Source organism: Leifsonia sp. KNZ12-8B (genome assembly GCF_056755495.1).
Genome location: NZ_JBPGXM010000044.1, coordinates 1 through 24,940 on the forward strand (window position 1 = coordinate 1; position 24,940 = coordinate 24,940).

The 24,940-nt window shown below is 72.5% G+C and carries 26 protein-coding genes; 9 read left to right on the forward strand and 17 right to left on the reverse strand.

From position 1 onward, the window contains the following. Positions 1-86 precede the first annotated feature (86 nt). Genes solA through ACR9ZG_RS08675 form a run of 3 tightly spaced genes read right to left on the reverse strand, consistent with a single transcriptional unit; the run spans position 87 to position 2,596 of the window. Entirely contained in the window at positions 87-1,229 is a 1,143-nt protein-coding gene (gene solA, locus ACR9ZG_RS08665; protein WP_481284422.1) for an N-methyl-L-tryptophan oxidase, read from the reverse strand. A 53-nt stretch (positions 1,230-1,282) separates the two neighbouring features. Further along, on the reverse strand, positions 1,283-1,930 hold the full coding sequence (locus ACR9ZG_RS08670; RefSeq protein WP_481284423.1) for a VanZ family protein: 648 nt from the start codon (positions 1,928-1,930) through the stop codon (positions 1,283-1,285). A 57-nt stretch (positions 1,931-1,987) separates the two neighbouring features. After that, complete coding sequence (locus ACR9ZG_RS08675; protein ID WP_481284424.1) at positions 1,988-2,596, reverse strand: CGNR zinc finger domain-containing protein; 609 nt, start codon at positions 2,594-2,596, stop codon at positions 1,988-1,990. Positions 2,597-2,688: 92 nt separating this feature from the next. Between ACR9ZG_RS08675 and ACR9ZG_RS08680 the strand changes: the two genes are divergently transcribed. After that, positions 2,689-2,817 carry a hypothetical protein gene (locus ACR9ZG_RS08680; protein WP_481284425.1) on the forward strand — a complete coding sequence of 43 codons (129 nt, stop codon included), beginning with the start codon at positions 2,689-2,691 and terminating at the stop codon, positions 2,815-2,817. Between the two features lie 11 nt (positions 2,818-2,828). Here the strand turns inward: ACR9ZG_RS08680 and ACR9ZG_RS08685 are convergent, their stop codons facing one another. The 5 genes from ACR9ZG_RS08685 to ACR9ZG_RS08705 are packed head-to-tail and all read right to left on the reverse strand — an operon-like array spanning position 2,829 to position 8,416. Then, positions 2,829-4,208 carry an NtaA/DmoA family FMN-dependent monooxygenase gene (locus ACR9ZG_RS08685; protein WP_481284426.1) on the reverse strand — a complete coding sequence of 460 codons (1,380 nt, stop codon included), beginning with the start codon at positions 4,206-4,208 and terminating at the stop codon, positions 2,829-2,831. Next, positions 4,205-5,413 (reverse strand): acyl-CoA dehydrogenase family protein, encoded by a 1,209-nt coding sequence (locus ACR9ZG_RS08690; RefSeq protein ID WP_481284427.1) that lies wholly within the window; start codon positions 5,411-5,413, stop codon positions 4,205-4,207. The genes ACR9ZG_RS08685 and ACR9ZG_RS08690 overlap by 4 nt, the downstream gene beginning before the upstream one ends. Beyond that, positions 5,410-6,237: a carbohydrate ABC transporter permease gene (locus ACR9ZG_RS08695; protein WP_481284428.1), complete on the reverse strand. Its 828-nt coding sequence runs from the start codon at positions 6,235-6,237 to the stop codon at positions 5,410-5,412. The genes ACR9ZG_RS08690 and ACR9ZG_RS08695 overlap by 4 nt, the downstream gene beginning before the upstream one ends. Beyond that, complete coding sequence (locus ACR9ZG_RS08700) at positions 6,234-7,160, reverse strand: carbohydrate ABC transporter permease (RefSeq protein WP_481284429.1); 927 nt, start codon at positions 7,158-7,160, stop codon at positions 6,234-6,236. Before ACR9ZG_RS08700 ends, ACR9ZG_RS08695 begins: the two co-directional genes overlap by 4 nt. Further along, on the reverse strand, positions 7,157-8,416 hold the full coding sequence (locus tag ACR9ZG_RS08705; protein ID WP_481284430.1) for a sugar ABC transporter substrate-binding protein: 1,260 nt from the start codon (positions 8,414-8,416) through the stop codon (positions 7,157-7,159). The genes ACR9ZG_RS08700 and ACR9ZG_RS08705 overlap by 4 nt, the downstream gene beginning before the upstream one ends. 182 nt (positions 8,417-8,598) lie before the next feature. Between ACR9ZG_RS08705 and ACR9ZG_RS08710 the strand changes: the two genes are divergently transcribed. Together ACR9ZG_RS08710 and ACR9ZG_RS08715 are read left to right on the forward strand one after the other, a co-directional pair. Further along, positions 8,599-9,006 (forward strand): VOC family protein, encoded by a 408-nt coding sequence (locus tag ACR9ZG_RS08710; RefSeq protein ID WP_481284431.1) that lies wholly within the window; start codon positions 8,599-8,601, stop codon positions 9,004-9,006. A 159-nt stretch (positions 9,007-9,165) separates the two neighbouring features. Beyond that, positions 9,166-10,431, forward strand: a complete 1,266-nt coding sequence (locus ACR9ZG_RS08715; RefSeq protein WP_481284432.1) for a nuclear transport factor 2 family protein — start codon at positions 9,166-9,168, stop codon at positions 10,429-10,431. Between the two features lie 85 nt (positions 10,432-10,516). Here ACR9ZG_RS08715 and ACR9ZG_RS08720 read toward each other — a convergent pair whose 3' ends face one another. From ACR9ZG_RS08720 to ACR9ZG_RS08730, 3 genes are read right to left on the reverse strand one after another with little or no spacing between them, the layout of a single operon-like run. Continuing rightward, positions 10,517-10,888: a DUF2200 domain-containing protein gene (locus ACR9ZG_RS08720; protein WP_481284433.1), complete on the reverse strand. Its 372-nt coding sequence runs from the start codon at positions 10,886-10,888 to the stop codon at positions 10,517-10,519. A gap of 16 nt (positions 10,889-10,904) precedes the next feature. Beyond that, complete coding sequence (locus ACR9ZG_RS08725; protein ID WP_481284434.1) at positions 10,905-11,831, reverse strand: hypothetical protein; 927 nt, start codon at positions 11,829-11,831, stop codon at positions 10,905-10,907. Positions 11,832-11,861: 30 nt separating this feature from the next. Beyond that, complete coding sequence (locus tag ACR9ZG_RS08730) at positions 11,862-12,467, reverse strand: TetR/AcrR family transcriptional regulator (RefSeq protein WP_481284435.1); 606 nt, start codon at positions 12,465-12,467, stop codon at positions 11,862-11,864. Positions 12,468-12,567: 100 nt separating this feature from the next. Between ACR9ZG_RS08730 and ACR9ZG_RS08735 the strand changes: the two genes are divergently transcribed. Then, entirely contained in the window at positions 12,568-13,686 is a 1,119-nt protein-coding gene (locus ACR9ZG_RS08735) for an ABC transporter permease (protein ID WP_481284436.1), read from the forward strand. A 71-nt stretch (positions 13,687-13,757) separates the two neighbouring features. Here the strand turns inward: ACR9ZG_RS08735 and ACR9ZG_RS08740 are convergent, their stop codons facing one another. Both ACR9ZG_RS08740 and ACR9ZG_RS08745 read right to left on the reverse strand, forming a co-directional pair. Then, the gene (locus tag ACR9ZG_RS08740; RefSeq protein ID WP_481284437.1) at positions 13,758-15,191 is read right to left on the reverse strand and encodes an APC family permease; all 1,434 of its coding nucleotides are present in this window, start codon (positions 15,189-15,191) and stop codon (positions 13,758-13,760) included. A gap of 64 nt (positions 15,192-15,255) precedes the next feature. Continuing rightward, the gene (locus tag ACR9ZG_RS08745) at positions 15,256-16,353 is read right to left on the reverse strand and encodes an alcohol dehydrogenase catalytic domain-containing protein (protein WP_481284438.1); all 1,098 of its coding nucleotides are present in this window, start codon (positions 16,351-16,353) and stop codon (positions 15,256-15,258) included. Positions 16,354-16,470: 117 nt separating this feature from the next. Here ACR9ZG_RS08745 and ACR9ZG_RS08750 point away from each other — a divergent pair, with 117 nt between their 5' ends. The 4 genes from ACR9ZG_RS08750 to ACR9ZG_RS08765 all read left to right on the forward strand — a co-directional run bounded on the left by ACR9ZG_RS08750 (position 16,471) and on the right by ACR9ZG_RS08765 (position 19,534). Beyond that, positions 16,471-17,895, forward strand: a complete 1,425-nt coding sequence (locus ACR9ZG_RS08750; protein WP_481284439.1) for a PucR family transcriptional regulator — start codon at positions 16,471-16,473, stop codon at positions 17,893-17,895. Positions 17,896-18,011: 116 nt separating this feature from the next. After that, on the forward strand, positions 18,012-18,410 hold the full coding sequence (locus ACR9ZG_RS08755; protein ID WP_481284440.1) for a VOC family protein: 399 nt from the start codon (positions 18,012-18,014) through the stop codon (positions 18,408-18,410). Positions 18,411-18,419: 9 nt separating this feature from the next. Further along, complete coding sequence (locus ACR9ZG_RS08760) at positions 18,420-19,112, forward strand: SDR family oxidoreductase (protein WP_481284441.1); 693 nt, start codon at positions 18,420-18,422, stop codon at positions 19,110-19,112. 26 nt (positions 19,113-19,138) lie between these two features. Next, positions 19,139-19,534 carry a hypothetical protein gene (locus tag ACR9ZG_RS08765; RefSeq protein WP_481284442.1) on the forward strand — a complete coding sequence of 132 codons (396 nt, stop codon included), beginning with the start codon at positions 19,139-19,141 and terminating at the stop codon, positions 19,532-19,534. Positions 19,535-19,548: 14 nt separating this feature from the next. Here the strand turns inward: ACR9ZG_RS08765 and ACR9ZG_RS08770 are convergent, their stop codons facing one another. After that, positions 19,549-20,535 (reverse strand): NADP-dependent oxidoreductase, encoded by a 987-nt coding sequence (locus ACR9ZG_RS08770; protein ID WP_481284443.1) that lies wholly within the window; start codon positions 20,533-20,535, stop codon positions 19,549-19,551. A gap of 143 nt (positions 20,536-20,678) precedes the next feature. Between ACR9ZG_RS08770 and ACR9ZG_RS08775 the strand changes: the two genes are divergently transcribed. Next, positions 20,679-22,022 carry a low temperature requirement protein A gene (locus ACR9ZG_RS08775; protein ID WP_481284444.1) on the forward strand — a complete coding sequence of 448 codons (1,344 nt, stop codon included), beginning with the start codon at positions 20,679-20,681 and terminating at the stop codon, positions 22,020-22,022. 180 nt (positions 22,023-22,202) lie between these two features. Here ACR9ZG_RS08775 and ACR9ZG_RS08780 read toward each other — a convergent pair whose 3' ends face one another. From ACR9ZG_RS08780 to ACR9ZG_RS08790, 3 genes are all read right to left on the reverse strand, one after another. Continuing rightward, positions 22,203-23,144 carry a helix-turn-helix domain-containing protein gene (locus ACR9ZG_RS08780; protein WP_481284445.1) on the reverse strand — a complete coding sequence of 314 codons (942 nt, stop codon included), beginning with the start codon at positions 23,142-23,144 and terminating at the stop codon, positions 22,203-22,205. Then, on the reverse strand, positions 23,126-24,070 hold the full coding sequence (locus ACR9ZG_RS08785) for a helix-turn-helix domain-containing protein (protein ID WP_481284446.1): 945 nt from the start codon (positions 24,068-24,070) through the stop codon (positions 23,126-23,128). The genes ACR9ZG_RS08780 and ACR9ZG_RS08785 overlap by 19 nt, the downstream gene beginning before the upstream one ends. Positions 24,071-24,176: 106 nt before the next feature. Next, the coding region (locus ACR9ZG_RS08790) for a DUF6807 family protein (RefSeq protein WP_481284447.1) at positions 24,177-24,940 on the reverse strand (764 nt) is incomplete at its 5' end.

The following is a 24,940-nucleotide window of genomic DNA, read 5'->3' on the forward strand; positions in this document are numbered from 1 at the left end:
CCCTCGCGCCCCTCGCGCCCCTCGCGGGCAACATTTCGCGCAAATCGCTGGAAAGCGGCTCCCATAACCGCGATTTGGCGCAAATCTCACCCCCCGTCCGGCGACGCCACACTCAGCCGGAACCGCGACGGCGCCGGCTCGCCGTGCAGCGCCAGCCGCGCGAGCACGTCGCCGACCGCCGGGCCGAACTTGAAGCCGTGGCCGGAGAAGCCCGTCGCCACCACCACCGGGCCCACCCGGTCGAGCACGAAGTCCTCCTGCTCGGTGCTGTCGTAGAGGCAGCTGATCCCCTCCGGCCGGGTGGAGTCGGCGCCCGGCACCCAGCGGGCGACGTACTCCTGCAGGCGGCCCAGGCGGACGGGGTCGATCGCGCGGTCGCGGTCGTCCGGGTCGACGACCGGGCCGACGCCGTGGAAGCCGACTTTCACGCCCTCGCCGGGGGTGAGCAGGCCGTACGCGCTGGGCAGCGCGTCGTCGGTGGGATGGTGCACGAAGCTCGGCCACGCCTCCTCGGCCGCTGAGTCGGCCACCGCCGCCCCGGCCAGCAGCGGGAAGTGCGCCGGCTGCTCCTCGGTGACCGTCACCGTCGGCAGCGCCGCGCCGTGGGCGGCGAGCCACGGGCCGAGGAGCGTCGGAGTCCACGACCCGGCGGCGACCACGACCCGGTCGGCCGTGTGGATACCGTCGGATGCGGTCACCGTGACGCCCTGGCCGACCTCCTCGACCGCGGAGACGCGCACGCCGAACCGGAGCTCCGCCCCCGCCGCCTGCGCCGCATCGAGCAGCGCGTCGACGGCGTGCTCGGCGCGCAGCCGGCCGCCGCCCGGACTGAACAGCACGTGGTCCTCGAACCGCAGCCCCGGCCAGCGCGCCTCCGCCTCGGCGGCGGTGAGCCACTCGTACGCCAGGCCGGCAGCATCCTGCGCCTCGGCGATCCCGCGCAGCACGGCGAGGTCCCCGTGATCCACGGCGCCCGTGACGTCGAGAAGCCGCCGCCCGCTGCGCCGCTCCAGCTCGTGCCATCCGGCGAGGGCGGCCACGGAAAGCTGGACGTAGTCGGCCTCCGCGTACCCGTGCCGGAAGATGCGCGTGGCCCCGTGCGAGGAGCCGCGATCGTGCCCGCGCTCGAACGCCTCCAGGAGGAGCACCGAAGCCCCCTCGCGGGCGAGCGACCACGCGGTGGCCGCTCCCACGACGCCGGCGCCGACGACGATCACGCTGGTTGTCATCCCGCCACACTAACCGGAGGCGGTGCCGGCCGCTGCCGCACGCGATCGCGGCGCTACCGGGGCTCGGTCACGCTCTCGCGGCCCGGCGGCGCCGGAGGCAGCGGCTGCAGATGGCGCCGGGGTGACGCATCCACGGCGAAGGCGGTCAGCAGGAGGGCGACGACCGTTCCTACGGCGCAGAACCGGAGGACGGCCGCCTCCGCCCGTCCGCCGCGCACCCGCCGCACCCGCGCGACCAGGAGCACGCCGAACGCGGTGCCGGCGGTGTTCAGGATGACGTCCGTCGTGTCCGAGCTGCCGACCGCCAGGAGGTACTGGGCGACCTCGAAGCCCACGCTCACGAGCGCGCCGACACCCGCGACGCGCAGCCAGGACCACCGCGGGACGAGCAGTCCGAGGTACAGGCCGAAGGGGAGGAAGAGCGCCACGTTGGCCAGCATCTCCAGCGGCCGGCTCACGCCGTAGCCGTCGCTCGCCACGAAGGGGACCAGCTTCACCGCCCTCTCCTCGCCGGTGCCGACGTACGGCGTGCCGAGCTTCCAGAGCACGATCCAGGCGAGGAGCACGAGGTAGACCGCGAACAGCGCGATCACCAGCGTCCGCCGGCGCACGGCGGCGTGCGCGGCGGCGTGCACGGCAGCGGCACCAGCCGCCTCGGCGGGCGGGTCGATGGGGCGAGGAAGGGGACGGGAGACGCTCACCCGTCCGAGGCTACGGAGCGCGGCGGGCGGGCGGATCGGCCTGGCGTCGCGGGAGTGTCATCCTGCCGGATGATCGTCGCCGCCCGCGGTCCCCGACCTCCGGGCGTGCGCCTTCTGCATCTTGACCGCGTTGCCGCAGCCGGCCATCGTGCACCAGCGGCCGGACCGATTCTTGGAGTAGTCGTAGTAGGCCCAGCGGCAGGAGTCGCGGTCGCAGACCTTGAGGCGCGGCCAGCTGCCCTCCGCGGTGGAGGCGCGCACGGCCTCCAGCACCCGCGCCAGCGCCCGGCGCACGGGTCGCTCGCTCGCCGGGAGCAGGCCGAACCCGTCGCCGGCCGCGAAGGAGACGCGCACCGGCAGCTCGGCGAGCGCGTCATCGAGTCGCCGGATCGCGGCCGCGTCGCCGTCGTGTCCCGCGTGGGTCGCGAGCACGCCGCGCAGACCCTCGCGGATCGTCAGGGCGAGTGCGAGGTCGGCCGCGGTCGGCTCGGCGTCCACGTCGAGCAGTTCGCGCGATCGCAGCCATGCGCCCAGGTCGGCGGGAGCGGCCCAGCCCTCCTCGTCGACCTGGTACTCCACGGTGTTCACGAAGTCGCGGACGAGCCGCGGCGCGGCCGGGATGACCTCGTCCTCCCGCTGGAAGGCCAGATCGGTCTGCGTACCCATGACACCAGCATAAGCACTTGACAGGTGTAAGACCAGCGTGGAATCGTCGCCGACACCAGCCAAACCGTTTGACTGGTGTCAGGAGGATCATCGTGGATCAGCGCAGATGGCGCGCGCACTGGCGCGCCTGGCATGTCCGGCGGCTCGCACGCCGCAGCCGCCCGGTGGAGCAGCAGCTCACGGGAGTCTCGCCCTGGGCGTTCTGGGGGCTGCACCGGTAGGGCGGACCGCCTCAGCCCAGGTTGCGTCCTCCGCGATACCGCGCACCCCAGTGCCGCTCCGGCAGCCGCGGTCCCTCGCCGAGGAGGCGCTCGCGCAGGGTCTCCCCCGGCAGGTACTCCTCGCGCAGGCGGCCGCGGCGGCGCAGCTCCGGCGCGACCAGCTCGGCGAAGTCGCGAGCGGTCTCGAACGAGTGGTACTGGCGGAGGTTGATGCCGTCGATGCCGCGCTCGTCCAGCCAGCGCTCAACCTCGTCGGCGACGACATCGGGGGTCCCTGCCACGAAGAACTGCGCCGGGTCCCACGCCTCGTCGACCGCCGTGCTGAACTGCTCGACGGTGAGGTGCAGCGGGAGGCCGCCCGCCTCGATCAGGTCGTGCCGTCCTTCGCGCTCCAGCGCCTCCTTCACCGTGATGTGCGGCGGGTGGTCGAGCGGGCGGAAGGGGACGCTCTGGTGGATGAACCGGCCCTCGGCGCTGGCCATGGCGCGGTAGCGCGCGAGCTTGTCCGCGACCTCCCCGTCGTCACGGCCGGTGATGATCGTCGCCATGACGACGTAGCGCGTGTCGCCGGGCAGGCGGCCGTGCTCGACCGAGGCGTCGCGGATGGCCGCGATGTTGCGCTGCAGGGCGCCCGGCGGGCGGTCGGCCGTGAACAGCACCTCGGCGTGCTTGGCGGCGAACGCGGTGCCCGCTTTGGAGGCGCTGGCCTGGAACAGCAGCGGCGTGCGCTGGGGGGACGGCTCGGAGAGGTGCGGGCCGGCGACCCGGAAGTACCGGCCGTGGTGATCGATCCTGCGCACCCCGGCCGGGTCGGTGTAGACGCCGCTCTCGCGGTCGACCCGGACGGCGTCGTCGTCCCACGATCCCTCCCACAGCTTGTAGACGACGTCCATGAACTCGTCGGCGATCTCGTACCGGGTGTCGTGCGGGATCATCTCGGCGAGGCCGAAGTTGCGGGCGGCGTTCGGCAGGTACGAGGTGACGATGTTCCACCCGACCCGCCCCTTCGTGAGGTGGTCGAGCGTGCTCATCCGCCGGGCGAAGGCGAAGGGCGGCTCGTAGCTCGTCGAGAAGGTCACCCCGAAGCCGATGTGCTCGGCCACGGCGGCCATCGCGGGGATCACCAGGAGCGGGTCGTTGTTGGGGATCTGCAGCCCCTCCCGCACCGCCGGCTCGAAGCTGTCGCGATAGACGTCGTACGCGCCGATCACGTCGGCGATGAAGATCGCGTCGAACCCGCCGGCCTCCGCCACCTGCGCCAGCTCGGTCCAGTAGGAGAGGTCTTTGTAGTGCTCGCGGTTGTTGCCGGGCAGCCGCCAGAGGCCGTGTGTGATGTGCCCGGGTGTGTTCATCTCGAACAGGTTGACCAGCAGGCGCTTGGGATCGGTCACTTCGCGGGCACCTCGATGTTCCACTCCGGCACGGTGCCGTTGAGCTCGTATGCGCCGATCGTCCGGCGGCGGTGGATGGCGGGATTGTGCGTGGCGATCGTACGCGCATTGCGCCAGTGCCGGTCGAGGCCGAGCTCCGTGTCGACGGCGGAGGCGCCTCCCACCTCGAACAGCTCTGCCGTCGCCGCGACGACGGACGGCAGCACGACCTGCTGCGCGCGGTAGACGTCGAGCCTGGCCCGCTCGAACAGCCCGGGATCGGATGCCCCCGCCCGGTGGGAGGCGATGGCGCGGTCGAGGCCGCGCGCACCCTCCAGCACGATCGCCCGCGCCGCGAACACGGTGCTCGAGAGGCCGCCGACGACCGCCTGCACGAGGTGGTTGTCACGCGGGAGCGCCTCCCCCGCGAAGCCGAAGATGCGCCGGCGCGGCTGCACGAACGCCACGGCGTCGTCGACCGCCGCGCGCCCGATGCCGGCGACCACGGCCAGCAGGACCAGCTGGAAGAACCCCATCATGTACGCGTGCTTCTCGGGGCTGTCGTCGCCGTAGGGCCTCGCGTCGGCGCGCGGGATGCGGACGCCGTCGAACACGGTCGTGCCAGAGCCGGTCAGCCGCTGCCCGAAGCCCTTCCAGTCGTCCACCGAGCGCACACCGGGGGCACGGGTGGAGGCGATCACCTGGTGATCGACGTCGCCGTACCGGGCGGAGAGGTCGATCCAGTCGGCGTAGATGCTGCCGGTCGTGTAGAACTTGCGGCCGTTCAGCACGAGCTCGTCGCCGTCGTCGGTCAGGGTGGTGGCCAGGTCGGAGGTGCTCGTCAGCTCGGACTGCGCGTTGCCGACGAAGTCGCCCGCGAGCACGCGCGAGAACCACAGCGCTCTGCGCTCGGCATCCGGCTCGAAGAACTGCTGCTCGACGAACGCCAGATGCCCGCGGAAGACGTGCGCGACGTTCGCGTCGGCCGCGGCCAGCGTGATCAGCCGGTCGAAGACCGTCTCGAGCGAGGCTCCCTCTCCGCCGGCCTCGACGGGAACCCGGGCGCTGCCGAACCCGGCCTCGCCCAGCCGGCGGATCAGGTCGGCGGGGAGCTCCCTGGACTGCTCACGACGGACGGCGCCCTCCCGCGCCTCCTCGACCAGCTCGGAGAAGGCCGCCCCGTCGAAGACGCGCGGGCCGGTGGACGTGGTGCTGGACAGGGTCACTTGACGGCTCCCAAGGAGAGGCCGTCGATGAGACGGCGCTGGGTGAACGCGAACACGAGCAGCAGGGGCAGGGAGGTGAGCACCGCCAGCGCCATCAGGCCGTTCCAGTTCGCGGAGTACGTGGAGTTCTGCTGCGCCAGGAGGCCGCTGACCGGCAGCACGGTCCCCTCCGGCAGGAAGTTGATCGCGTATACGAACTCCCCCCAGGCCGAGATGAAGATCACGGTGACGACTGTCACGATGCCGTTGCTCAGCATCGGCGCCGCGATGCGGCGGAACACCTGCCAGCGCGAGGCGCCGTCGATCGCGGCCGCCTCGTAGAGCGAACCGGGGATCGCGAGCACGAACGGGCGCAGCAGCATGATCGCGAAGGGGAGGAAGAGCGCGATGTCGGCGAGGATCAGCCCGGGCAGCGTCCCGAGCAGGCCCCAGGACGCGAGCACGCTGTAGAGCGGGATGACCGTCATCGGCTGCGGGACCATCTGGAGGATCAGCAGGGCCGCGAGCACGACGGCGATCACGCGGCTCCACCGCGGCGAGATGCGGCGGGCCAGGCCGTAGGCGGCCGGCACCGCGACGACGATGACGATCGCCGTCACCAGCACCGCGATCTGGGCGGAGGTCGCGATCGCCCCCAGGCCGTCGCCGATCACCGACGCGTACGTCGACAGCGTCGGCACGAACAGCAGGCCGTTCGGGTCGCGGAGGATGTCGTCGCCGTTCTTCAGCGAGGTCAGCACGATCCAGAGCAGGGGCAGCAGGTAGGCGGCGCCGAGGAGGACGGTGATGACGAGGAAGACGCGGCGGGTGCGGCGGGGGATCATGCCGCCTCCTCCTTCCGCACGCCGCGGACGTACGGCACGGCGAAGACCGCGACGAACAGCATCGACAGCACGGCGATCGTGGCGCCGGTGCTCATGTCGAAGTTCGAGAACGCGGTGTAGTACGAGCGGACCGGGAGGGTGTTCGTCGAGGTGCCAGGACCTCCCTCGGTGACGACGTAGAAGAAGTCGAACGTCTTGAAGGCGTAGAGCACGGTGAGGATGGACAGGATCCACAGCGTCGCGCGCAGCTGCGGCAGCACGATCGAGAACCGGGTCCGCCAGTAGCCGGCGCCGTCGAGCGCCGCGGCCTCCACCAGCTCGTCCGGCACGGCGAGGAGCCCGCCGCGCAGGATGAGGGTCGAGAATGGCAGCGCCGCCCAGGCGATCACGCCAGAGACCGACCACAGGGCGAGGCCGGGCGAGCTGAGCCAGTGCACGGCTGGGATGCCCACCGCGCCCAGGACCGCGTTGACCGCACCGCCGTCGTCGAGCAGGAACTTCCACACGCTCCCGCTGACGATCGGCGGCAGTGCCCAGACGAACACCATGATGCCGAGGACGATCGCGGTGGCGCGCCTGCGCACCGAGAGCACGGAGGCCGCGATGAAGCCGAGGACGAGGTTGGAGGCGAGCAGCACCGCCGCGACCGCGACCGTGCGGAGGGCGGCGAGCCACGTCTCGGGATCCGCGACGACCGCCTGGACGTTCTGCAGCCCGACCAGGTGCCACTCGCCGACGATGTTGGTCGGCCCGACGTCGCTCAGCGACATGCGGACCAGCACGATCAGCGGGTACAGCGCGAACACCGCGATCAGCACGACCGCGGGCGCGACGAAGGGCGCGAGGGTCCCCCGCGCCGCGTGCGCGACGCGGGACCGGCGCGCGATGCGCCGGTCCCGTGCCTCGATGACCGCAGTGGTCACTTGCAGCCCCCGCCGCCCTTCTCCAGCGCAGCGGCGATCTGCGTCTCGGCGTTCTTGGCGCCGTCGGCAGCCGACGTCTGGCCGGAGATTACCCCGCTGACGGCCTTGCCGAGCGCCGTCTGCACGTTGGCCGTGTTCTCGTTGTTCGGCCAGGCGGCGCTGGTCTGGGCCGCCTTCACGAACGGCTGCACGAGCGCGTCGTCGGCGAGGTCCTTCGAGTCGGCGAGGTCGGCGCGCACCGGGATGGAGCCCGCCGCCTTGTAGATGGCGGTGCCCGCCTCCGGCGAGAGGACCGCCTGCTCGAGGAACTTCCACGCCAGGTCGGGGTGCTTCGACTTCGCGCCGATGCCGAAGCCCTCGCCGCCCGGGTAGACGATGCTCGTGCCACCGGGCGGCGCCGGGTACTGCGCGGTGGTGTAGCCGAACTTCGCGGCCTTCACGTTGCCGAGCTGCCAGTTGCCGTTGACGCCGAACGCGTACTGGCCGGTCATGAACTGCTGCCAGGAGTCGTTCTGGTTCCAGGTCGCCGTGGCCTGCGGCGTGTAGCCGGCCTTCGCCCACTGCTCCACCCGGTCGAAGGCGGCCGAGACCTTGTCGCCCTCGAAGTCGCAGTAGCCGACCCCCTGGCCGAGCAGCTCCGGCGCGAACAGCCAGGCGCCCTCCACGGTCGGGGCTCCCGAGAGCGCGATGCCCTTGTGCTTGCCGTCGGCGGTGACCTTCGCCAGGTCCTCCTGCAGCTCGTCGAGCGTGGCCGGCGCCTCGGTGATGCCGTACTGCTTCGTGATGTCGGTGTTCACGTACAGGCCGATGAGGTTCGTGTACGGGAGGAGGTTGTAGACCTTGTCGTCGGTCTTCCAGACGGCGCCGCTCGGGTACTGGTCCTTGTCGGCGTACTTCTCCCAGTACGACGTGAGGTCCTTGGCGACGCCGCCGGCGACCAGCGTCGGGTAGTCGACGACGATGTTGTTGATGAACAGGTCGGGCGTCGTGCCGGTCGCGACGGAGGCGAGGAGCTTCTGGTCCTGCTGGCTGCCGACGGTCTTGACGACCTTGATGTCGATGTCGGGGTTGGCCTTCTCGAACGCGGCGACCTGGCCCTCCAGCCAGGTCTCCTGCGTGCCGGAGTAATAGGACCAGAAGGTCAGCGTGGTCTTGCCGCCGGTGGACGCGTCGGACGAGATCGCGCAGCCGGCGAGGCCGAAGGCCGCGAGCGCCGCGACGGCGACGGCCTTCAGGACCCGGGGACGGGTCGGCATAGGGGTCTCCTCATGCTTCGGGATATGGGATGCGGGGATGGTGCCGCAACGCTAGGCGCGGCCGTCGCGCGGCGATACGCCTCCCGACACGAAGGGAAACCAACGGTGTGTTATCGAAACATGAGTTGGCGGGAGGGACGGCGGAGGGCTAGGTTGCGCGTCGCGGGAGTAGCATCCCTCGGGTGAGCGCTCCCCCTCCGTACTTCGCCTTCCCCGGCACCGCCCGGGAGGCGCTCGGCTTCTACCAGGGCGTGTTCGGCGGGGAGGTGCGCGTCAACACCTTCGCGGAGTTCAACCGCACCGACGGGCCGCCTGACGCCGTCGCGCACGGGATGCTGGTCGGCGACGTGCCGCTCTTCGCCGCCGACGCGGCTGCGGGCGAGGCGGCCTTCCGCGCGGACGGGCTGCTGTTCTCCCTGCTGGGCGCCGCGTCCCCCGCGGTGCTGCGGGCCTGGTTCGCGGGCCTGTCGGAGGGCGGCGAGGTGCTCGATCCACTGCAGGAGCGGCCGTGGGGCGACTGGGACGGTCAGGTGCGCGACCGGTTCGGCGTCACCTGGCTCGTCGGGTTCGAGGCGTCGGCCCTGGCCTGAGCGCGCGCCGCGCCTCCCAGGATGGGCAGCGGTCCCCATTCAGCTGAAAACGGACGGCTGTTATTGTTTGTGTCGCCCGCCGATGCGCCCCGTCCGCCGGCGTTTCCGCGGGCCGGGGCGTGCGGGCGACCTTCACCAGAGACGACCCAGGGGGATCACTTGAGCGACCCGAACACGCCCGCGCCCGAACAGAACGGCGCGAGCGACGCACCGCAGCCGAACGGCGAGCAGCCCGCAGCGCCCGCCGAGCAAGCCGCGGCGCCCGCCGAGCAGACCGCGGCACCTGCCGAGCAGGCCGCGGCGCCCGCCGAGCAGACCGCGCCCAGCGCCTACCAGCAGCAGCCCGGCCAGCCTTACGCCGGCCAGGCTTACGCCGGCCAGCCTTACGCCGCCCAGCCTGGCCAGCCCTACGCCGGCCAGCCCGGCCAGCCGAACCCCTACGCGCCGGCCCCCGGCGCCAAGCGCGGCATCAAGCCGTGGGTGTGGTGGGTCATCGGAGGGGCGGCGGCGTTCGTCGTCCTGGTGGTCGTGGGCATCATCCTGCTGTTCACGGTCATCCTCGGCGGCAACGGCGCGAAGTCGGTCGCGCAGGACTACCTGAACGACATCGCCAAGGGCAATGCGACCGCGGCCAACAAGCTGGCCCGCATCGACACCGACGACGAGGCCAACAAGCTCCTCACCGACGACGTGCTCGGCGAGGCGGAGCACATCACCAACGCGACCGTCAGTCGCACGCTGTCCAGCCGCAGCAGCGACCTGACCCAGGCGAGCGTCACCTACAAGCTCAACGGCAAGTCGTACCGCGGCACGATCGAGCTCGACAAGGACGACAAGGGCTGGTACGTCAGCCGCGGCCTGACCTACCAGCTGCCGTACGTCTCCTCCTCGCTCCCCGGCTACACGGTGCCGGGCGCGTCGTCGGCGATCACCTCGAGCGACAGCGACGCCGTCGCCTACCCGGGCGTATACACGATCAAGGCGCCGAACAAGTTCTACGACATCAAGGGCGAGCCGACGCTGACGGTCGCCGCCGACTCGTACGAGCTGAAGAGCCTGGAGCTGACCCCGTCGGCGGCGTACCTGACCGAGGTGCAGAAGCAGGTCGACGCCCACTACGCCGAGTGCGCGAAGCAGACGAACTTCTACGACGTCGAGGACTGCGGCATCGAGCTCAGCTACCCGGCCAACCTGTCGACCTCGAAGTCCACCGTCGCCGTGAAGGTGGACGAGTCGCCGAAGGTGACCGTGGGCGGCAAGGACTCGCTGTACGAGTTCGAGATCGGCGCCGGCAAGTTCAGCGCCGTCATGACCGGCACCGACTACAGCGGCAACCCGGGCACCGAGAACCTGACCGGTGAGGCCGGCTACATCAGCGCCGACATCAAGATCGCCGACGACAAGGTCGAGGTCACCTTCAACTGACGCACCTGCATCCGGTTGTCATGACACGCCGTCTCGCCCCCGGGCGAGGCGGCGTGTTCTGACAAATGGGGAGGCAGACCGGCGCCTAGGGGGCCGGGGCGGGAACCGGAGCGCGGAGGATGGACTCCATCCGCTTGCCCCGCGCGAGCTCGTCCACGAGCTTGTCGAGGTACCGGATGCGCTGCATGAGCGGGTCCTCGACCTCCTCCACGCGCACGCCGCAGACGACGCCGGTGATGAGGGAGGCGTTCGGATTCAGGCGCGGCGTACCGGCGAAGAACCCCTCGACGTCGGTCCCGGCCGCGACCACCGCCTCCAGCCCGGCCTGGTCGTAGCCGGTCAGCCAGCGGATGACCTCGTCGACCTCCTCCTTGCTGCGTCCCTTGCGCTCGGCCTTGGCGACGTAGAGCGGGTAGACGCTCGCGAACGGCATGCGGAAGATGCGCTGCTGGGGCATGCGCACAGGGTACTGCTCACGCGTTCGCGGGCGGCACCTCCCCGGACGCGGGCTCCGCATCCCGCCAGATCCGCGGCCCCCACAGCCTGAACGTCAGGTACTGCACGATCGCGACGACGCCGAGGAGGTAGCCGTCGCGGTCGAGTTCGTGCAGCCAGCCGGGAGGCCCAGGCACGATGCGCACGGCCTCCAGCAGCAGCACGACGATCGCCGCGAGCGCCGACCCCTTGCCGTGATAGTGCAGGCCGAGGAACGGGATGGCAACGACCAGGCAGAGCAGCGCCAGCGCGGTGCCGAGGATCGCCGCACCTCCCGAGAAGGCCCGCGCCCGCGTCAGCGCGGCGCCCTCGGGCGCCCGCAGCCCCGCCCGCACCCGGGCGACGCCCACGACGACCAGGCCGACGAAGAGGCCGACCACCACGAGCGCGGTGAAGAGCGCGAGCGGGAGGACGATCCAGCCGAGCCCGCCGAGGAACAGCACGTCGAACACCACGTCGAGCGGGGCGTCGCCCACCGCGGGGACCAGCGTCACGGCGAGCGCGATCACGAGGAGGGCGTGCGCCAGGAGCAGCAGCACCCAGTGCCACCAGCGCAGCAACCAGGTGCCACGGGTGCGCGGACGCGGGTTCCGGCGCGGCCGCGGGTTCCGGCGCGGTCGGGGCCCCTTCCCCTCGTCGCCCTGGAGGGGCAGCACGAACAGCGCCTGCCCGGTGCCGACCAGGCCGCACAGGAGGAGCACCGTCCAGACCGTCCCGTCATCGGCGGGCGAGACGACGGGGTCGATCCCGGCGAGCCAGCCGGCGATGGCCAGCCAGCCGGCGACGGTGACGACGCCGAAGCCCCACCAGCGCAGCCGGTCGTCGGCGAGCAGGCGGCGCAGCGGGCGGGTGGAGGCGGAGAGCAGCTGCGGGAGGCTGCCGAGGTCGGTCCGATCTGCCGTCACGACAACACACGATATGCCGTCCGCTCCGCCTCAGCGGCGTGCGGGCGGCGCGATGTGCGCCACGGCCTCCAGATACCGCTCGCGGTCGAAGTCGCGGAACAGCACCGCCTGGGTGACGAAGCCCTGGACGATCCCGATGTAGAGCGACGCATCGGCGCCCGCCCGCGTCTCGGCGTCGGCGCGCGGCATCCCCACGGCCTGCTCGTACCAGTCGGCGAGGTACTCGCGGAACACGCCGCGGATGCGCTCCCCGACGCGGGAGGCCATCTCGCCGAGGCGCGGGTTGATCGGCACCTGCCCCCAGATCTGCAGCAGCAGCGGGAGGTCGTCGCCGAGCTTCGCGGTGAGGCCGTCCACCAGCAGCCGGACGAGCGCGGCGGGCTCGAGCAGGGGGTCGGCGCGGCGCGCCTCCGCCACGTCGAAGAAGCGGGCGTCGAGCACCTCGGAGACGGCGAGCTCGACCAGCTCCTCCTTGCTCTTGTAGTGGCCGTAGATCGCCCCGGCGGACAGGCCCGACTCGGCGATGATGTCGGCCATCGAGGTCTGCTGGAAGCCGGACCGCGCGAAGCACCGCAGCGCCGCCTCGGCGATCTGGTGCCGCCGGGCCGCCCGGTGCTCCTCGGACACCTTCGGCATGCCGCTCCTCCTCCGACAAAAAGAATGATCGTTCTTGACACTAGCCGATCCGGCGATCACTATAAAGAACGAGTATTCGTTTTTTAAGGAGCAGAGCGCCATGACCGCCACCGACAGCACCCGACCCGTGGAGGAGACGCGCACTCCCGGCGCGCCGGCCTCCGACTCCGCCTCCGCCACCGCGCCGCCGCGCACGCCGTGGGCGCGCGCGATCGGCCTCGCTGTCGCCGCCGCGGCGATCGTCGTCACCGTGCTCCTCGCCTTCCTCTGGCCGACCGTCACCTCGTCGGTCAAGGATCTGCCGATCGCGGTCGCCGGTCCGTCGGCCGCGGTGACCGCCGTGGAGAAGCAGCTCGACACCGCGGCCGAGGGCGCGTTCGCCGTGACGCCCGCCGACTCCCGCGCCGCCGCCGTCGACCTCATCCGCACCCGCGACGTCTACGGCGCCATCGTCGTCGGCGACCAGCCGGAGGTGCTCACCGCCTCCGCCAACGGCGCCGCCGTCAGCCAGCTCCTCGGCCAGCTGGCGACCCGGCTGCAGGCGCAGGCGCAGCAGCAGGCGGACGCTGCCGTCCAGCAGGCGATCGCCGCAGGCACGGCGCCCGCCGGCACCACCGCACCGACCATCGACGTGCCCGTGACCGATGTCGTGCCGCTGGCGGACACCGACGCCAGGGGGCTCGGCCTGACGGCGGCGGCATTCCCGCTGGTCCTCGGCGGGATGCTCGGCGGCATCCTCATCTCGATCCTCGTCGCCGGCAGCCTGCGGCGGCTGGTCGCGGTGACGGCGTACGCGGTCGTCACCGGGCTCGCGGTGGCGGGCGTGCTCCAGGGCTGGTTCGGCATCCTGCAGGGCGGCTACTGGCTCAACGCGCTGGCGGTCTCGCTGTCGATGTTCGCGACCGCGGCCTTCATCGTCGGCATGAACGCCCTCCTCGGCCGCCCGGGCATCGCCGTCGGCGCCGTGCTGACCGTCCTGGTCGGCAACCCGCTGGCCTCGGCCGCCCAGCCGCTCCAGTTCCTCCCCGGAGCCTGGGGCGAGATCGGCCAGTGGTTCGTCCCGGGAGCGTCCGTCACGCTGCTGCGCGACCTGTCGTACTTCCCGGACGCGAACGCCGCCTTCCCCTGGCTGGTGCTGGCCGCGTGGGGCGCCGTCGGCGTGGTCGCCATGCTCGCCGGGCACTTCCGCAACCAGGAGGTGAGCGAGGCGGCCGCCTGACGCCGTAGACGTGGAACGCCCGCGCCGGCCCCGGGGGAAGGGCCGACGCGGGCGCGTCGGGACGGCCCCGCCTAGCCGACGCCCTCGAGGGCGTCGGTCTCGGTGTTGCCGATGTTCTCGATGACCTCCGGGCGGTGCTTGCGCAGGTGGGCGAACCACGCCACCGCGGCGACCAGCGTCAGGAGGAAGAGGTACGGGATGACGTTCAGCGGGAACGCGGGCACCGGCCACACGTTCGCGAAGAACACGTAGGCCATCGCGGCGACCGCGATCACCGCGCACACCCAGACCAGCTTGTTCGGGATGCCCGCGCGGCGCGTGTACACGATGCAGGCGATGGCGACGAGCGCGTACGCGACCATGTATCCGTAGGTGCCGTAGGTGTCCACCCAGACGGTGATGTCCATCGGGTCCGAGCCGATCAGCAGCAGGATGACGTCGAGCACGATCGCGGCGGGCCCCGCCACGAGGAGCACGCGGTGCGGCGTCAGGTGGCGCTCGTGGGTGCGGCCGAAACGCTCGGGGACCACGCCCTCCTTGCCCATGACGTAGATCACGCGGCCGACGACGTTGAGCGGGGCGACGACGACGGCGAAGAAGGAGGCGCCGACGCCGAAGGTCAGCACCGGGCCGAACCAGGCGGGCATGCCGATCAGGGCGGCGATGTCCTCCAGCGGGCTGGCGCTGGTCGCGAGGTCCTCGTGCAGCACGGCGATCTGCGTGTACGCGGCGAACACGTACAGCACGCCGACGACGACGGCGCTCCACATGATGGCGCGCGGGATGGCCGTGTACGGGTTCTTGGCCTCGCGGCCCAGGGCGTCCGCCGACGAGAAGCCGACGAAGCCGAGGATGCCGAGGACCATGCCCGCCGCGACGCCCTGGAAGGGCGCACCCTGCGCGAAGACCTGCGCCGGGTCCCACGCGGCCGGGCCGGCCCAGACCAGCGCGGCCACCAGCAGGATAGTGATGATCGTCACCGAGACGAGCTCCAGCACCAGCGAGACGCGCGCCGACAGCCGGATGCCGCGGATCGTGAACAGCGTCGCGAGGCCGCCGAGGACGATGGCGAGACCGATGTACCAGCCGGCGCCTCCCGCCGGCACGCCGAGCAGCGCGAGGAACTGGTTGAAGTAGGCGACCGAGCCGCCGAGCGAGCCGGCGGCGATGCCCCAGCAGCCGATGATCAGGGTCACACCGGCGAGGTACGCACCGGTCGGGCCGAGGCCCTTCGCCACGTACGTGTACAGCGAGCCGGCCGACGCGTGCTTGCGGGCGAACACGACGACGCAGTAGCCGACGCAGAGGATGACGATCGTCGCGAGGATGAAGGAGTAGATCGTGCCGTTGCCGGCGCCGACGAAGATCGACATGGCGGTGAACGCGATCACCGCGCTCGGCGCGATGTTGGCGATCGCCTGGGCGGCCAGCTCGGGGCCGCTCATGACGCCGCGGCGCAGGCCGGCGTCGGTCGGGCCTGCTGCCCGGTTCTGCGTGGTGGTCATGGCTCTCCTGTGAGTCGGTACGGGTTTCGGGGGGGGTGGGGCCGGTGGAGCGGGTGGTGCGGCGTTACGGGATGAGGAGCGTGCGGAGGACCGACCCCTTCTCGAGGTCGTCGAAGGCCTCCGCGGCCTCCGCGAGTGGGCGTCGGCCCGAGATCAGCGGGTCGAGCTTGAGCTGGCCGTCCATGTAGCGGTCGACCAGCGCGGGGATGTCGATGGAGGGGCGCACGGAGCCGTAGTTGGAGCCGAGGATGCGCTGGTCGGCCTCCGCCAGCACCAGGGGCTCGAACGACGCCTTCGCGCCCGTCGGCGGGAGGCCCACGATGACGGCGGCGCCGCCCAGGCCGAGCATGCGGATCGCCTGCTCGGTGGTGGAGGTGCGGCCGATCGCGTCGAAGGCGTAGTCGACGCCGTCCGGGATCAGCTCGAAGAGCTGGTCGACCGCGTCGGCCTGGGACGCGTCGATGCGGTCGGTGGCGCCGAACTGCAGCGCCATCTGGGTCTTGTCGGCGAGCACGTCGATCGCGACGATCCGCTCGGCGCCGGCGAGCTTCGCGCCCTGCACGACGTTGAGGCCGACGCCGCCGCAGCCGATGACGGCGACGGTCGAGCCCGGCTCGACGGCGGCGGTGTTGAGCACCGCTCCGACGCCGGTGGCGACCGCGCAGCCGACGACCGCGATCACGTCGAGCGGCGCGTCGTCGCGGACCTTGACCGCTCCGGACGCGGGGACCACGACCTCCTCGGCGAAGGACGAGACGCCGAGGTAGTGGTGGACCTGCTCGCCGTCGCGCGACAGCCGGGAGGTGCCGTCGAACAGCACGCCCTTGGGCGCGACGACCGTGGCGACCTTCTGGCAGCGGGCCTCGTGGCCCGAGCGGCAGTAACGGCACTCGCCGCACGGCGGCACCCAGCTGAGCACGACGTGGTCGCCGACGGCCAGCGAGGTGACGCCCTCGCCGAGCTCGGTCACGACGCCGGAGCCCTCGTGGCCCATGACGAGCGGAGCCGGGGCGTCCCACTCGCCGCGCTTCACGTGCAGGTCGGAGTGGCAGACGCCCGCCGCCGCGATGCGCACCCGCACCTCGCCGGCGCGCGGCGCGGCGAGTTCGACGTCGGTGAACTCGATCGGGGCGGACGGTTCGGCGAAGACGACGGCCTTCATGGGACTCCTTCGTGCGGTGGTGCGGTCTCGCTCGATGCTAGGGAGGCGGTTCGGATGCTGTCATTCACCGAATGCGTGGATTCATGCCGCCGTTTCGACATTCCGTACACTCGGCACATGACCCGCGATGTCGCCTCCCTCACCCGCTCCCTCGGCGGACGGCTGATCGAGGGGGCGCTCGACGGCGCCATGCGGGTGGACGCCGTGGTCGGGCTGGACGAGTTCTCGGTCGTCGGGCATCCGGCGTTCGCCACCCTCGTCGCCGTCCCCGGCCGCCGGGTCGCCGCGGCGCTCGACGCGGGCGACGCGCGCGCCGACTCCCTCCGTCAGGCGGTCGTCGTCACGCACGGCCGCGACCTCTCCGTGATCCGCGCCGTCGAACGAGCGGGGGCGACCGCGATCGTCGCGACGGATCCCTCCGACGACCTCCTGGTGCCCGTGCTCACCGCGCTGCTCGCGGTCGACCAGGCCGCCGAGGACCGCGCGGTCACCACCGCGATGAAGGTGCTCACCCTCGCCGCCCGGCGCGGCGGCGTCTCGGGCGTGGTCGCCGAGCTGGCGCACCGGATCGACGGCTGGGCGGTGCTGCTCGACCGGCACGGGCAGGTGATCACCACGGCCGGCGCCGGCGGCCTCCACGTCGAGGATGCGCGGGCGGTCGCGCTCGGGCGCCCGGTGCGCGTGCGGCACCGCGCGCTGCAGGTGCACGCGGTCGGCGCGGACGAGGACCTGTCGGCGCACCTGGTGGTCAGCCCGCGCACCGCGTCATCGAGCCGGGCGCGAGAGCTGGGCTCGCAGGCGGCCGCGCTGCTCGACCTCCTGCTGCGCACCGACGACCCCAGCCGCACCGAGCGCCTGGGCCGGGCCGTCATGGTGGAGGCGCTGCTCTCGGGCGGCGAGCCGGCCCGCTCCCTGCTGCACACCTGGGGCGTGCACGAGACCTCGCTGACGGCCTTCGCCCTCACCGCGCGCTCGGCGTCGGTGGAGGTGGAGCGGCTGGTGTCGCACTGGCTGGACGAGCTGGGCGCCGCGCACATCCTGACGGAGAGCAGGGGCACGGTCACCGGCTTCGTCCGCGACGACCACGCCGACGCGCTCGCGGCCCGCGTCGAGGCGTACTCGTCGGCGCTGTTCCTCGGCCTCGGCACACCGTCGGCGACCGACGCGCTGGCCGGCGGCGCGGAGGAGGCGCGGCAGGCCCTCGAGGCGGCGCGCGCCGAGGGCCGGCGCGTGGTGCGCTACCGGGGCATCCCCACGATCCGCTACGTGCTCGACCGCCTCGACGCCGCCGACGCCCGCCGCCTCGCGCACCTCCTCGACCCCCTGCGCGATGCCGCGGGCCGCCACGGCGACCTGACGGAGACGCTGCGCGTCTACCTGGCCGAGAACGGCGCCTGGGGAGCGACCGCCGACCGGCTCGGCATCCACCGGCAGACCCTCACGGCCCGCATCCACCGGATCGAGTCGCTGATCGGCCTCTCACTGGCCGACGCGGACGACCGGACGGCGGCGTGGCTGGCGCTGCGGGCGATGGCGGGGTGAGTGCGCGACTCCCCCGCGGCGTGCGCGGTCCCTACACTGGGCCGCACATCCGGACATCCGGACATCCGCACAGCCGGACATCCGGACATCCGCATCCCGACCGGGAGGACCGCACCATGCCGTCATCGGCCGTCTACCTGAGCTACGACGACGCCACCGCCGTCATCGACTGGCTGGAGGCCGTCGGCTTCCACGTCACGCAGCGCCTGCCCGGGGAGGACGGGCGCATCATGCACTGCGAGGCCGTGCGCGACGATCTCGTGCTCATGGTGTCGTCCGACGACGCGCCGTATCGGGTGCCCGAGCTGCTCGGGCGGTCCACCGGGGTCGGCGTCTACCTCGTCACCGACGACGTGGAGGGGCTGTACCGGCAGGCCATGGACGCCGGGGCGGTCAGTGTCCACCCGCCCGAGGACACCGGGTGGGGCAGCCGCCGGGCGCGCGTGCTCGACCCCGGCGGGCGCGAGTGGAGCTTCGGGTCGTACCGGCCAGGTGCCACGGGCGACTCCGCGTAACCTCGGAGGATGAGCACCGCAGCCTCCACGCGTCCCGTCGCCCTCGTCACCGGCGCCTCCCGCGGCATCGGCCGCGCCATCGCCGCCGAGCTGGGGAGCACTCACCACGTGCTCGTGGGCGGGCGCGACGAGGGGGCGGTGGCGGAGGTCGTGGCCGCGCTGCCGTCGGCCGAGCCGTTCGTCGCCGACCTCGTGCGCGGACCGATCCCGGCGCTGCCCGAGCGGCTCGACGTGCTCGTGCACTCGGCGGGGGTGGAGGACGGCGGCACCATCGCCGACACGGACGCGGCGGTCTGGCAGCACGTCTTCGAGGTCAATGTGTTCGCGGTCGCGGCGCTCACCCGTGCGGCCCTTCCGGCGCTGCGGGAGGCGGAGGGACTCGTCGTCGCGATCAACTCGGGCTCGGGGCTCACCAGCGGGCCGGGCGGCGGCGTGTACGCGGGGTCGAAGTTCGCGCTGCGCGCGCTGACCGACGCGCTGCGCGAGGAGGAGCGACCGAACGGCGTCCGCGTCAGCAGCATCCACCCCGGGCGCGTCGACACCGACATGCAGCGGGCGCTCGTCGCACGCGAAGGCCACGACTACGACACGGCGTACACGATCACACCCGAGATGGTCGCCGCGGCGGTGCGGACCGCCGTCGACCTGCCGGCCTCGGGCACGGTGGAGTCGCTGAGCATCCGCCCGATGCGGCGGCGCTAGGAAGCACCGTGCGAGTTCGTCCCCTAATGCCCGGTGCGCTCTGCACGCTCGTCCTCCTCTCCGGCTGCACCTCCTCATCCGCCGAGCTGGACAGTCTTCTCAGCGCGGGCGCGGACGATCCCGCGGGCTCGACCGCCTGTGCCTCCTGGCAATACGGGCAGGGGCTCGGCGGCGACGAGTTCGCCCTCGTCGCGGCGCGGACCGCCACAGCGCGCAGCACCATCGGCCTCTCTCAATCGCTGGGGACGGATTTCACTCGGGACGCGAACCTGTCCCGGATGAGCCCCGACCGGGAGATCGCGCAGTGCGCACTATCCGGTCCGCTTCCGGACCATGGGCTCCATGGCCAGCTGCTCGTCTACTACGTGGATCCGGAAACGGGCGGATCCGGGATCATCGCGCAGCTCGATCAGGACGAGTAGGGCATCGCCCGCTCTCAGTTCCGCGCCTCGTGCACGTCCCGGGCCTTGGGTGTCCGCCAGGTGGTGACCGGGTGCGTGCCGAGCACGATCTTGCCCCGGGAGTGCAGGTTCTTCAGGTCGTCGTAGGCGGTGGCGATGTCGTCGAGCGGGTAGAAGCCCGAGATGAGGAGGGTGAAGGCGCGTTCGTCGGCGAGGCGCGCGACGCGGTCGAGCTGGGCGGTCGCGTGTGCGACGGACTCGGGGTCGTCCTGCAGCAGGCGCAGCTCGGTGTCGCGGCGATCCTCGCTCGACCGGTAGCGCGCGGGAGGTACGCCCAGCGCATCCGCGAGCGCCCGCCCGTCCTGGCCGAAGTTGTCGATGAGCGCGGTGACGCCGAGGGGCGCGAACGTCCGGATCCGCTCCTCGAGACCGTCGCCGTACGCCACCGGGCGGATCCCGAGCTGGCGCAGATGGTCGAAGTTCCGCTCGCCGCACGTGCCGATGACGCGGGCGCCGCGGTGCTTCGCGAGCTGCGCCTCGATGCTTCCCACGCCGCCGGCGGCAGCAGAGACGACCACGGTGTCGTCCGGACCGATCCGGAGGTCGTCGAGCATGTCGAGGGCGGTGACGCCCGCGAGGAACAGGCCGCCCGCGACCTCCCACTCCACGTGCGGCGGCTTGTGCACGAGCGCGGCGACCGGCACGACCACGTGCGTCGCGTGAGCGCCCTGACGGACGTGCCCGATGACCTCCTCGCCGCGCCTGAACCGTCCTGCCGCGTCCCCGGTCACCACGATGCCCGCGAAGTCACTGCCGGAGCCGCGCGGGAAGGGCTCGTCCGCCCACGCCGACTCCCTCCCGCTGCGGATGAAGCCGTCGATGTGGTTCACACCGGCCGCGATCACCTCGACCAGCACCTCGTCCGGTCCGGCGGAGGGGAGCGGGCGCGTCCGCGCCTCCAGCACGTCGGTGCCGCCGTTGCGGTCGTACTCCATGACGGTCGTCTCGTCGCTCCTGCTCATGATCGGCCTCCTCGCCCGCACGCCGTGCGTGTGCTGCGACGATATACCTAGCCAGGCAAGATTCTCTACTATCTACCTTGTTTTCCCAACGCCCGCCGCACCCGCCTCTGGACCGCGGCCACGCCGTGCGGCAGACTCTCCGCGTGAATGCGCCCCCGAGCGAGTCCGCCGAGCTCCGGTCGCGGCTGCTGGAGGAGCTGCGGCACCGGATCCGCCCCATGGCGGGCAACGATCCCGACGAGCGCGGCCGCGCGACCACACCCCTGGAGCTGCTGTACGACCTGACCTACGTCGTCGCCTTCGCGGCTGCCTCCGACCAGCTCGCCGAGCAGCTCGCCCACGGCGACATCTGGCCGGCGCTGGGCGCGTATGTGTTCGCGGTCTGGGCGGTCAGCTGGGCCTGGCTGAACTTCAGCTGGTTCTCGTCCGCGTACGGCAACGACGACGCACTGTTCCGGCTCGCGACCATCGTGCAGATGGTCGGCGTGATCGTGCTGACCTACGGGCTGCCGGTGAGCTTCGCCGCGGCGGCGCACGGCGAGAGCCCGAACAACCTCCTGCTCGTCATCGGCTACATCGTCATGCGCGTGCCCCTCATCGTGCTCTGGGCACGCGCCGCCCGGCAGGACCCCGAGCACCGCGGCATCGCGCTCTCGTACGTGGCCATGATCTCGGTCGCGCAGGCGTGCTGGCTGCTGACCGCGATCCTCCCGCTGCCCGTCGGCGTCACCGTGCCCCTGCTGGTCGCGCTCGCCCTGGCCGAGATGATCGGGCCGGTCGTGGCGGCCAGGAGGTTCGGCTCCTCGCCGTGGAACGCCGGCCATGTGGCCGAGCGGTTCGCGCTGCTGACCCTGATCACGATCGGCGAGGTGATCGCCGGCACGACGGCGGCGGTCGGGGCGCTCACCCAGGAGAAGGGCTGGTCAGCAGAGGCGGTGCTCATCGCCTCGTCGGGGCTGGTCACGGCGGCATGCGTGTGGTGGACGTACTTCCTCGTGCCATCGCGGACGGTGCTGGAGCGGCGTCCGCAGCGGACCTTCGCCTGGCGGTACGCGCACCTGGCGCTGTTCGGCTCGATCGCGGCGATCGGCGCCGGGCTGCACCTGACGACGATCGCGATGGAGCACGGCGGCGTCTCGCTGCTGGGGATCGCGCTCGCCCTGGCCGTGCCGCTCGCGGTCACGGTCGCGCTCATCTTCCTGATCTGGAGCGTGCTGCTGCGCTCCTTCGACGGGACGCACCTCCCCCTGCTCGCCGTCACCCTGACGCCGCTCGCGCTCGCGGTGGTGGTCGGCGCGCTCGTGCATCCGGGCGAACCCGTCGACCTCGAACGGCCCGGCGACCTGACGGCACTCAGCACGGTGATCGGGCTCGTCGCACTGGCGGCGGTCGTCGAGGTGGTCGGGCACGAGCTGGTCGGCTACCGGCACACCCTGCGGGCGTGGCGCCGGGGAGCGGAGGAGGCCGGGGCCGAAGCGGGGGCGTGACTCCCGGCGCACAACTCCGGGGCGATCGCCGGCCGGTCACCCAGCCGGCCGCCGAGTACACGGATATTGTCGTCCCCGACGGCGTGTCGGGGGCATTTTTCGCGTACTCGGCGGCTGGCGCCTTGGAGGCGGCGGCGCGGGCGGCCGGGGCGGCGCGGGCGGCGCGGGCGCCGGCGCGGCTCACGCGCGCAGCGTGTCCCGCGGGTTCTCGCCGTACTCGGCGCGGTAGGCCGCCGAGAAGCGGCTCAGCTGGACGAACCCCCAGCGGTTGGCGATCTCCGCGACCGTCGTCGCGCCGGCGTCGCCCGAGCGCAGCTCCTCGCGCGCGCCGCTGAGCCGCACCCGCCGCAGCATCGCCGTCGGCGTCGTGTCGAGCCGGCGGCGGAACAGGTCCTGGAGGCCGCGCGGGCTCATCCGCGCCGCCTCGGCGATCTCGCGCAGCCCGATCGCCCGCTGCGCGTTGTCCTCGATGAACCGGACCGCCCGCCGCAGCGAGGCGGGCGCCGCACCCTCCCGATCCTGCGCCGGCACGCCCGCCACCTCGACCGAGAAGCACGTGAAGGCGCCCACGTACAGGGCGTCGCTCGTCGCAGCCCGGATGAGGTCGTTGTGCAGCAGCCCGGGCTCGGTGAGCACGTGCTCGCCGTAGGCGCTGACCCGTCGCCAGTGCTCGGCGCCCGCCGCCGAGACCGGCGCCACGTTCCCGAACCGCAGCCGGGCGCCGCGGCCGCCGTCCCCCACGACGTAGTCGGCCAGCACCGCCGGTTGGAGGTTGATCAGCGTGAGGCTGAGCGCATCGGACCACGAGCGCACCTCCCCGGGGCGGAAGAGGAACGGGCCATCCTGCGGGATCTCGTCCCCGTTCGTCAGCGCCCGGTACGAGCCCGCGGCACGCTGCCCGACGCTCAGCACCTCGAAGTCCACCACCGCCACGGTCGGCGACGACAGCTCGAACCGCGCGATCGTGACACGCTCGTCGCCGAAGACCGTCTGCCGGAAGGAGAACGGCTCGGAGCCCTCCACCAGCCTCACGCGGCGGTACATCCGGCCGATGAGCTCGGCCGCCTCCCCGGGATCGGCGGTGCGGACGTCCTCCTCGACGATCACCGGTCGAGCACCCACCGGGGGTTGCGGTCGTACACCTGGCGGTAGAGCCGGGAGAACTCCGCCGGACTGGCGAAGCCCCAGCGCTGCGCGATCGCGCGCACGGTGTCGCCCGCGGCCGGGTCGCCGCGCACCAGGTCGGCGTGGGCCGCCGCCAGTCGCGTCTGCCGCAGCTGCTGCCCCGCGGAGAGCCCGAGCGGGGAGTGGCCGCGGAAGATGCCGTCCAGCTCGGCCGTCGAGACTCCGGCGGCCGCGGCGGCGTCCTCCGGGGTGATCGGGAGGGAGGCGTGGTCGTCGATGAACTGCATCGCCACGCGGTACCGGCGCAGCCTCCCCTCCGCACTGAGCGCCCGCCCCGGGCTGTCGCCCCGCAGCTTGAACGTCTCGAACACGCCGATCGCGATGTTGCGGTAGAGGGTCGACCGGATGAGCGGCTCCTCGAACGCCCATGACCCGGCGAGCTGGTCGGCGTACTGCAGGGTCGCGGCGAGGAAGGATGCGCGCTCCTCCGAGATGGGCGTCGAGCCGTCGAAGTCGAGGCGGAACCCGTCGTCGCCGTACAGGGCCCGGCCGAGCCGCAGCAGCGGCTCCTTGCGCAGGTAGGCGACGACCTCCTCCATCGCGCCGGGGACCTCCACCTCGGTGGGCTGGTCGACGCCCTGCAGCCACGGGAGGTTCGCCGCCCCGGTCTCGTCGCCGACCCGCCACTGCACGATCCCGGACAGGGCGTAGGGGATGGTGATGGTGTCATCGGGCTCGTTATCGCCCGCGAGCCCGCCCTGCAGCTGCAGGTGCGCGAGTGAGAAGCGGTCGTCGCCGTCGATGCGGAGGCGGTAGCGCGGGTCCGCCTGGCGGGCGAGCCGGGCATGCGGCGAGATGCGCCGGAGGCTCTCCTCCGCCTCACCGGCCTGCACGGCGTCGAGCCGCCAGTGGAAGGTGTCCATCGCTCTCCTGCCCGTCACCGGGGCCTCCGCTCGGGCGCGGGAAGGCATCCGGCTCTGCGCACACTAGCCCGGGAGGCTCCGGATCGCCAGAGCTGCGCAGGGTTTTCTAGGGTCGGGCCGTAGCGCGGTCCGGCGGCTCCAGCCAGCCGTCGCAGACGAGGATGTCGATGGTCCGCACGAGCGGCTCGCCGGGGTGCACGACCACGGGTGCGTCCCACGCAAGCGCCGAGCCGACCGCCGGGTACTCGGCGGCCCGCACGAACCACGGGTCGTCGCTCTCCGGTGCGGCGGTGAACAGGAGGCTCGCCGGGGCGCCGTCGAACGTCGCCCGCCACAGCAGCCACGGCGAGCGCGCCCCGTTGACCGCCTGCTCGCCGGCCGCCTCCACCGTCCGCACGTCGACGCCCCTGCACGGCGCGAACCGCCAGAAGAAGCCGCCGTAACCCGCGCCCTCCCGGCCCTTCGCACCCGGGCTGCCCAGCTCGACCGGCTCGCCGGCGGGGTCGAGGGAGAAGCGGAGGCGGAGCCGCCAGGAGCGCTCGTCCACCGCCTCCCAGCGCCAGTCGCGCGTCTCGTGCAGCAGCTCGTCGCCGGCCGGGCCCAGCCAGGCGAGACGCTGGGTCAGCGCGCCCGGCTGCGTGCGGGTGTCGACGAGGCGGGCGCGGCCGTGCGTGCGGCCCCAGCGATAGCCGGCGGCGCCGCCCTCCCCGGCGCGCCGGTAGTCGGGGCCGCCCCAGAGGTTGGCGCCGTTCGCATCGGGCAGGCCGACGCCGACGCCCAGATGCCAGGGGTGGTCGAGCGGGAGGTGGTCGGTCACCGTGAGGCCGGAGAGGGTGCGGACGGGGTGGAGGTACGGGCGGGGGGCCAGGG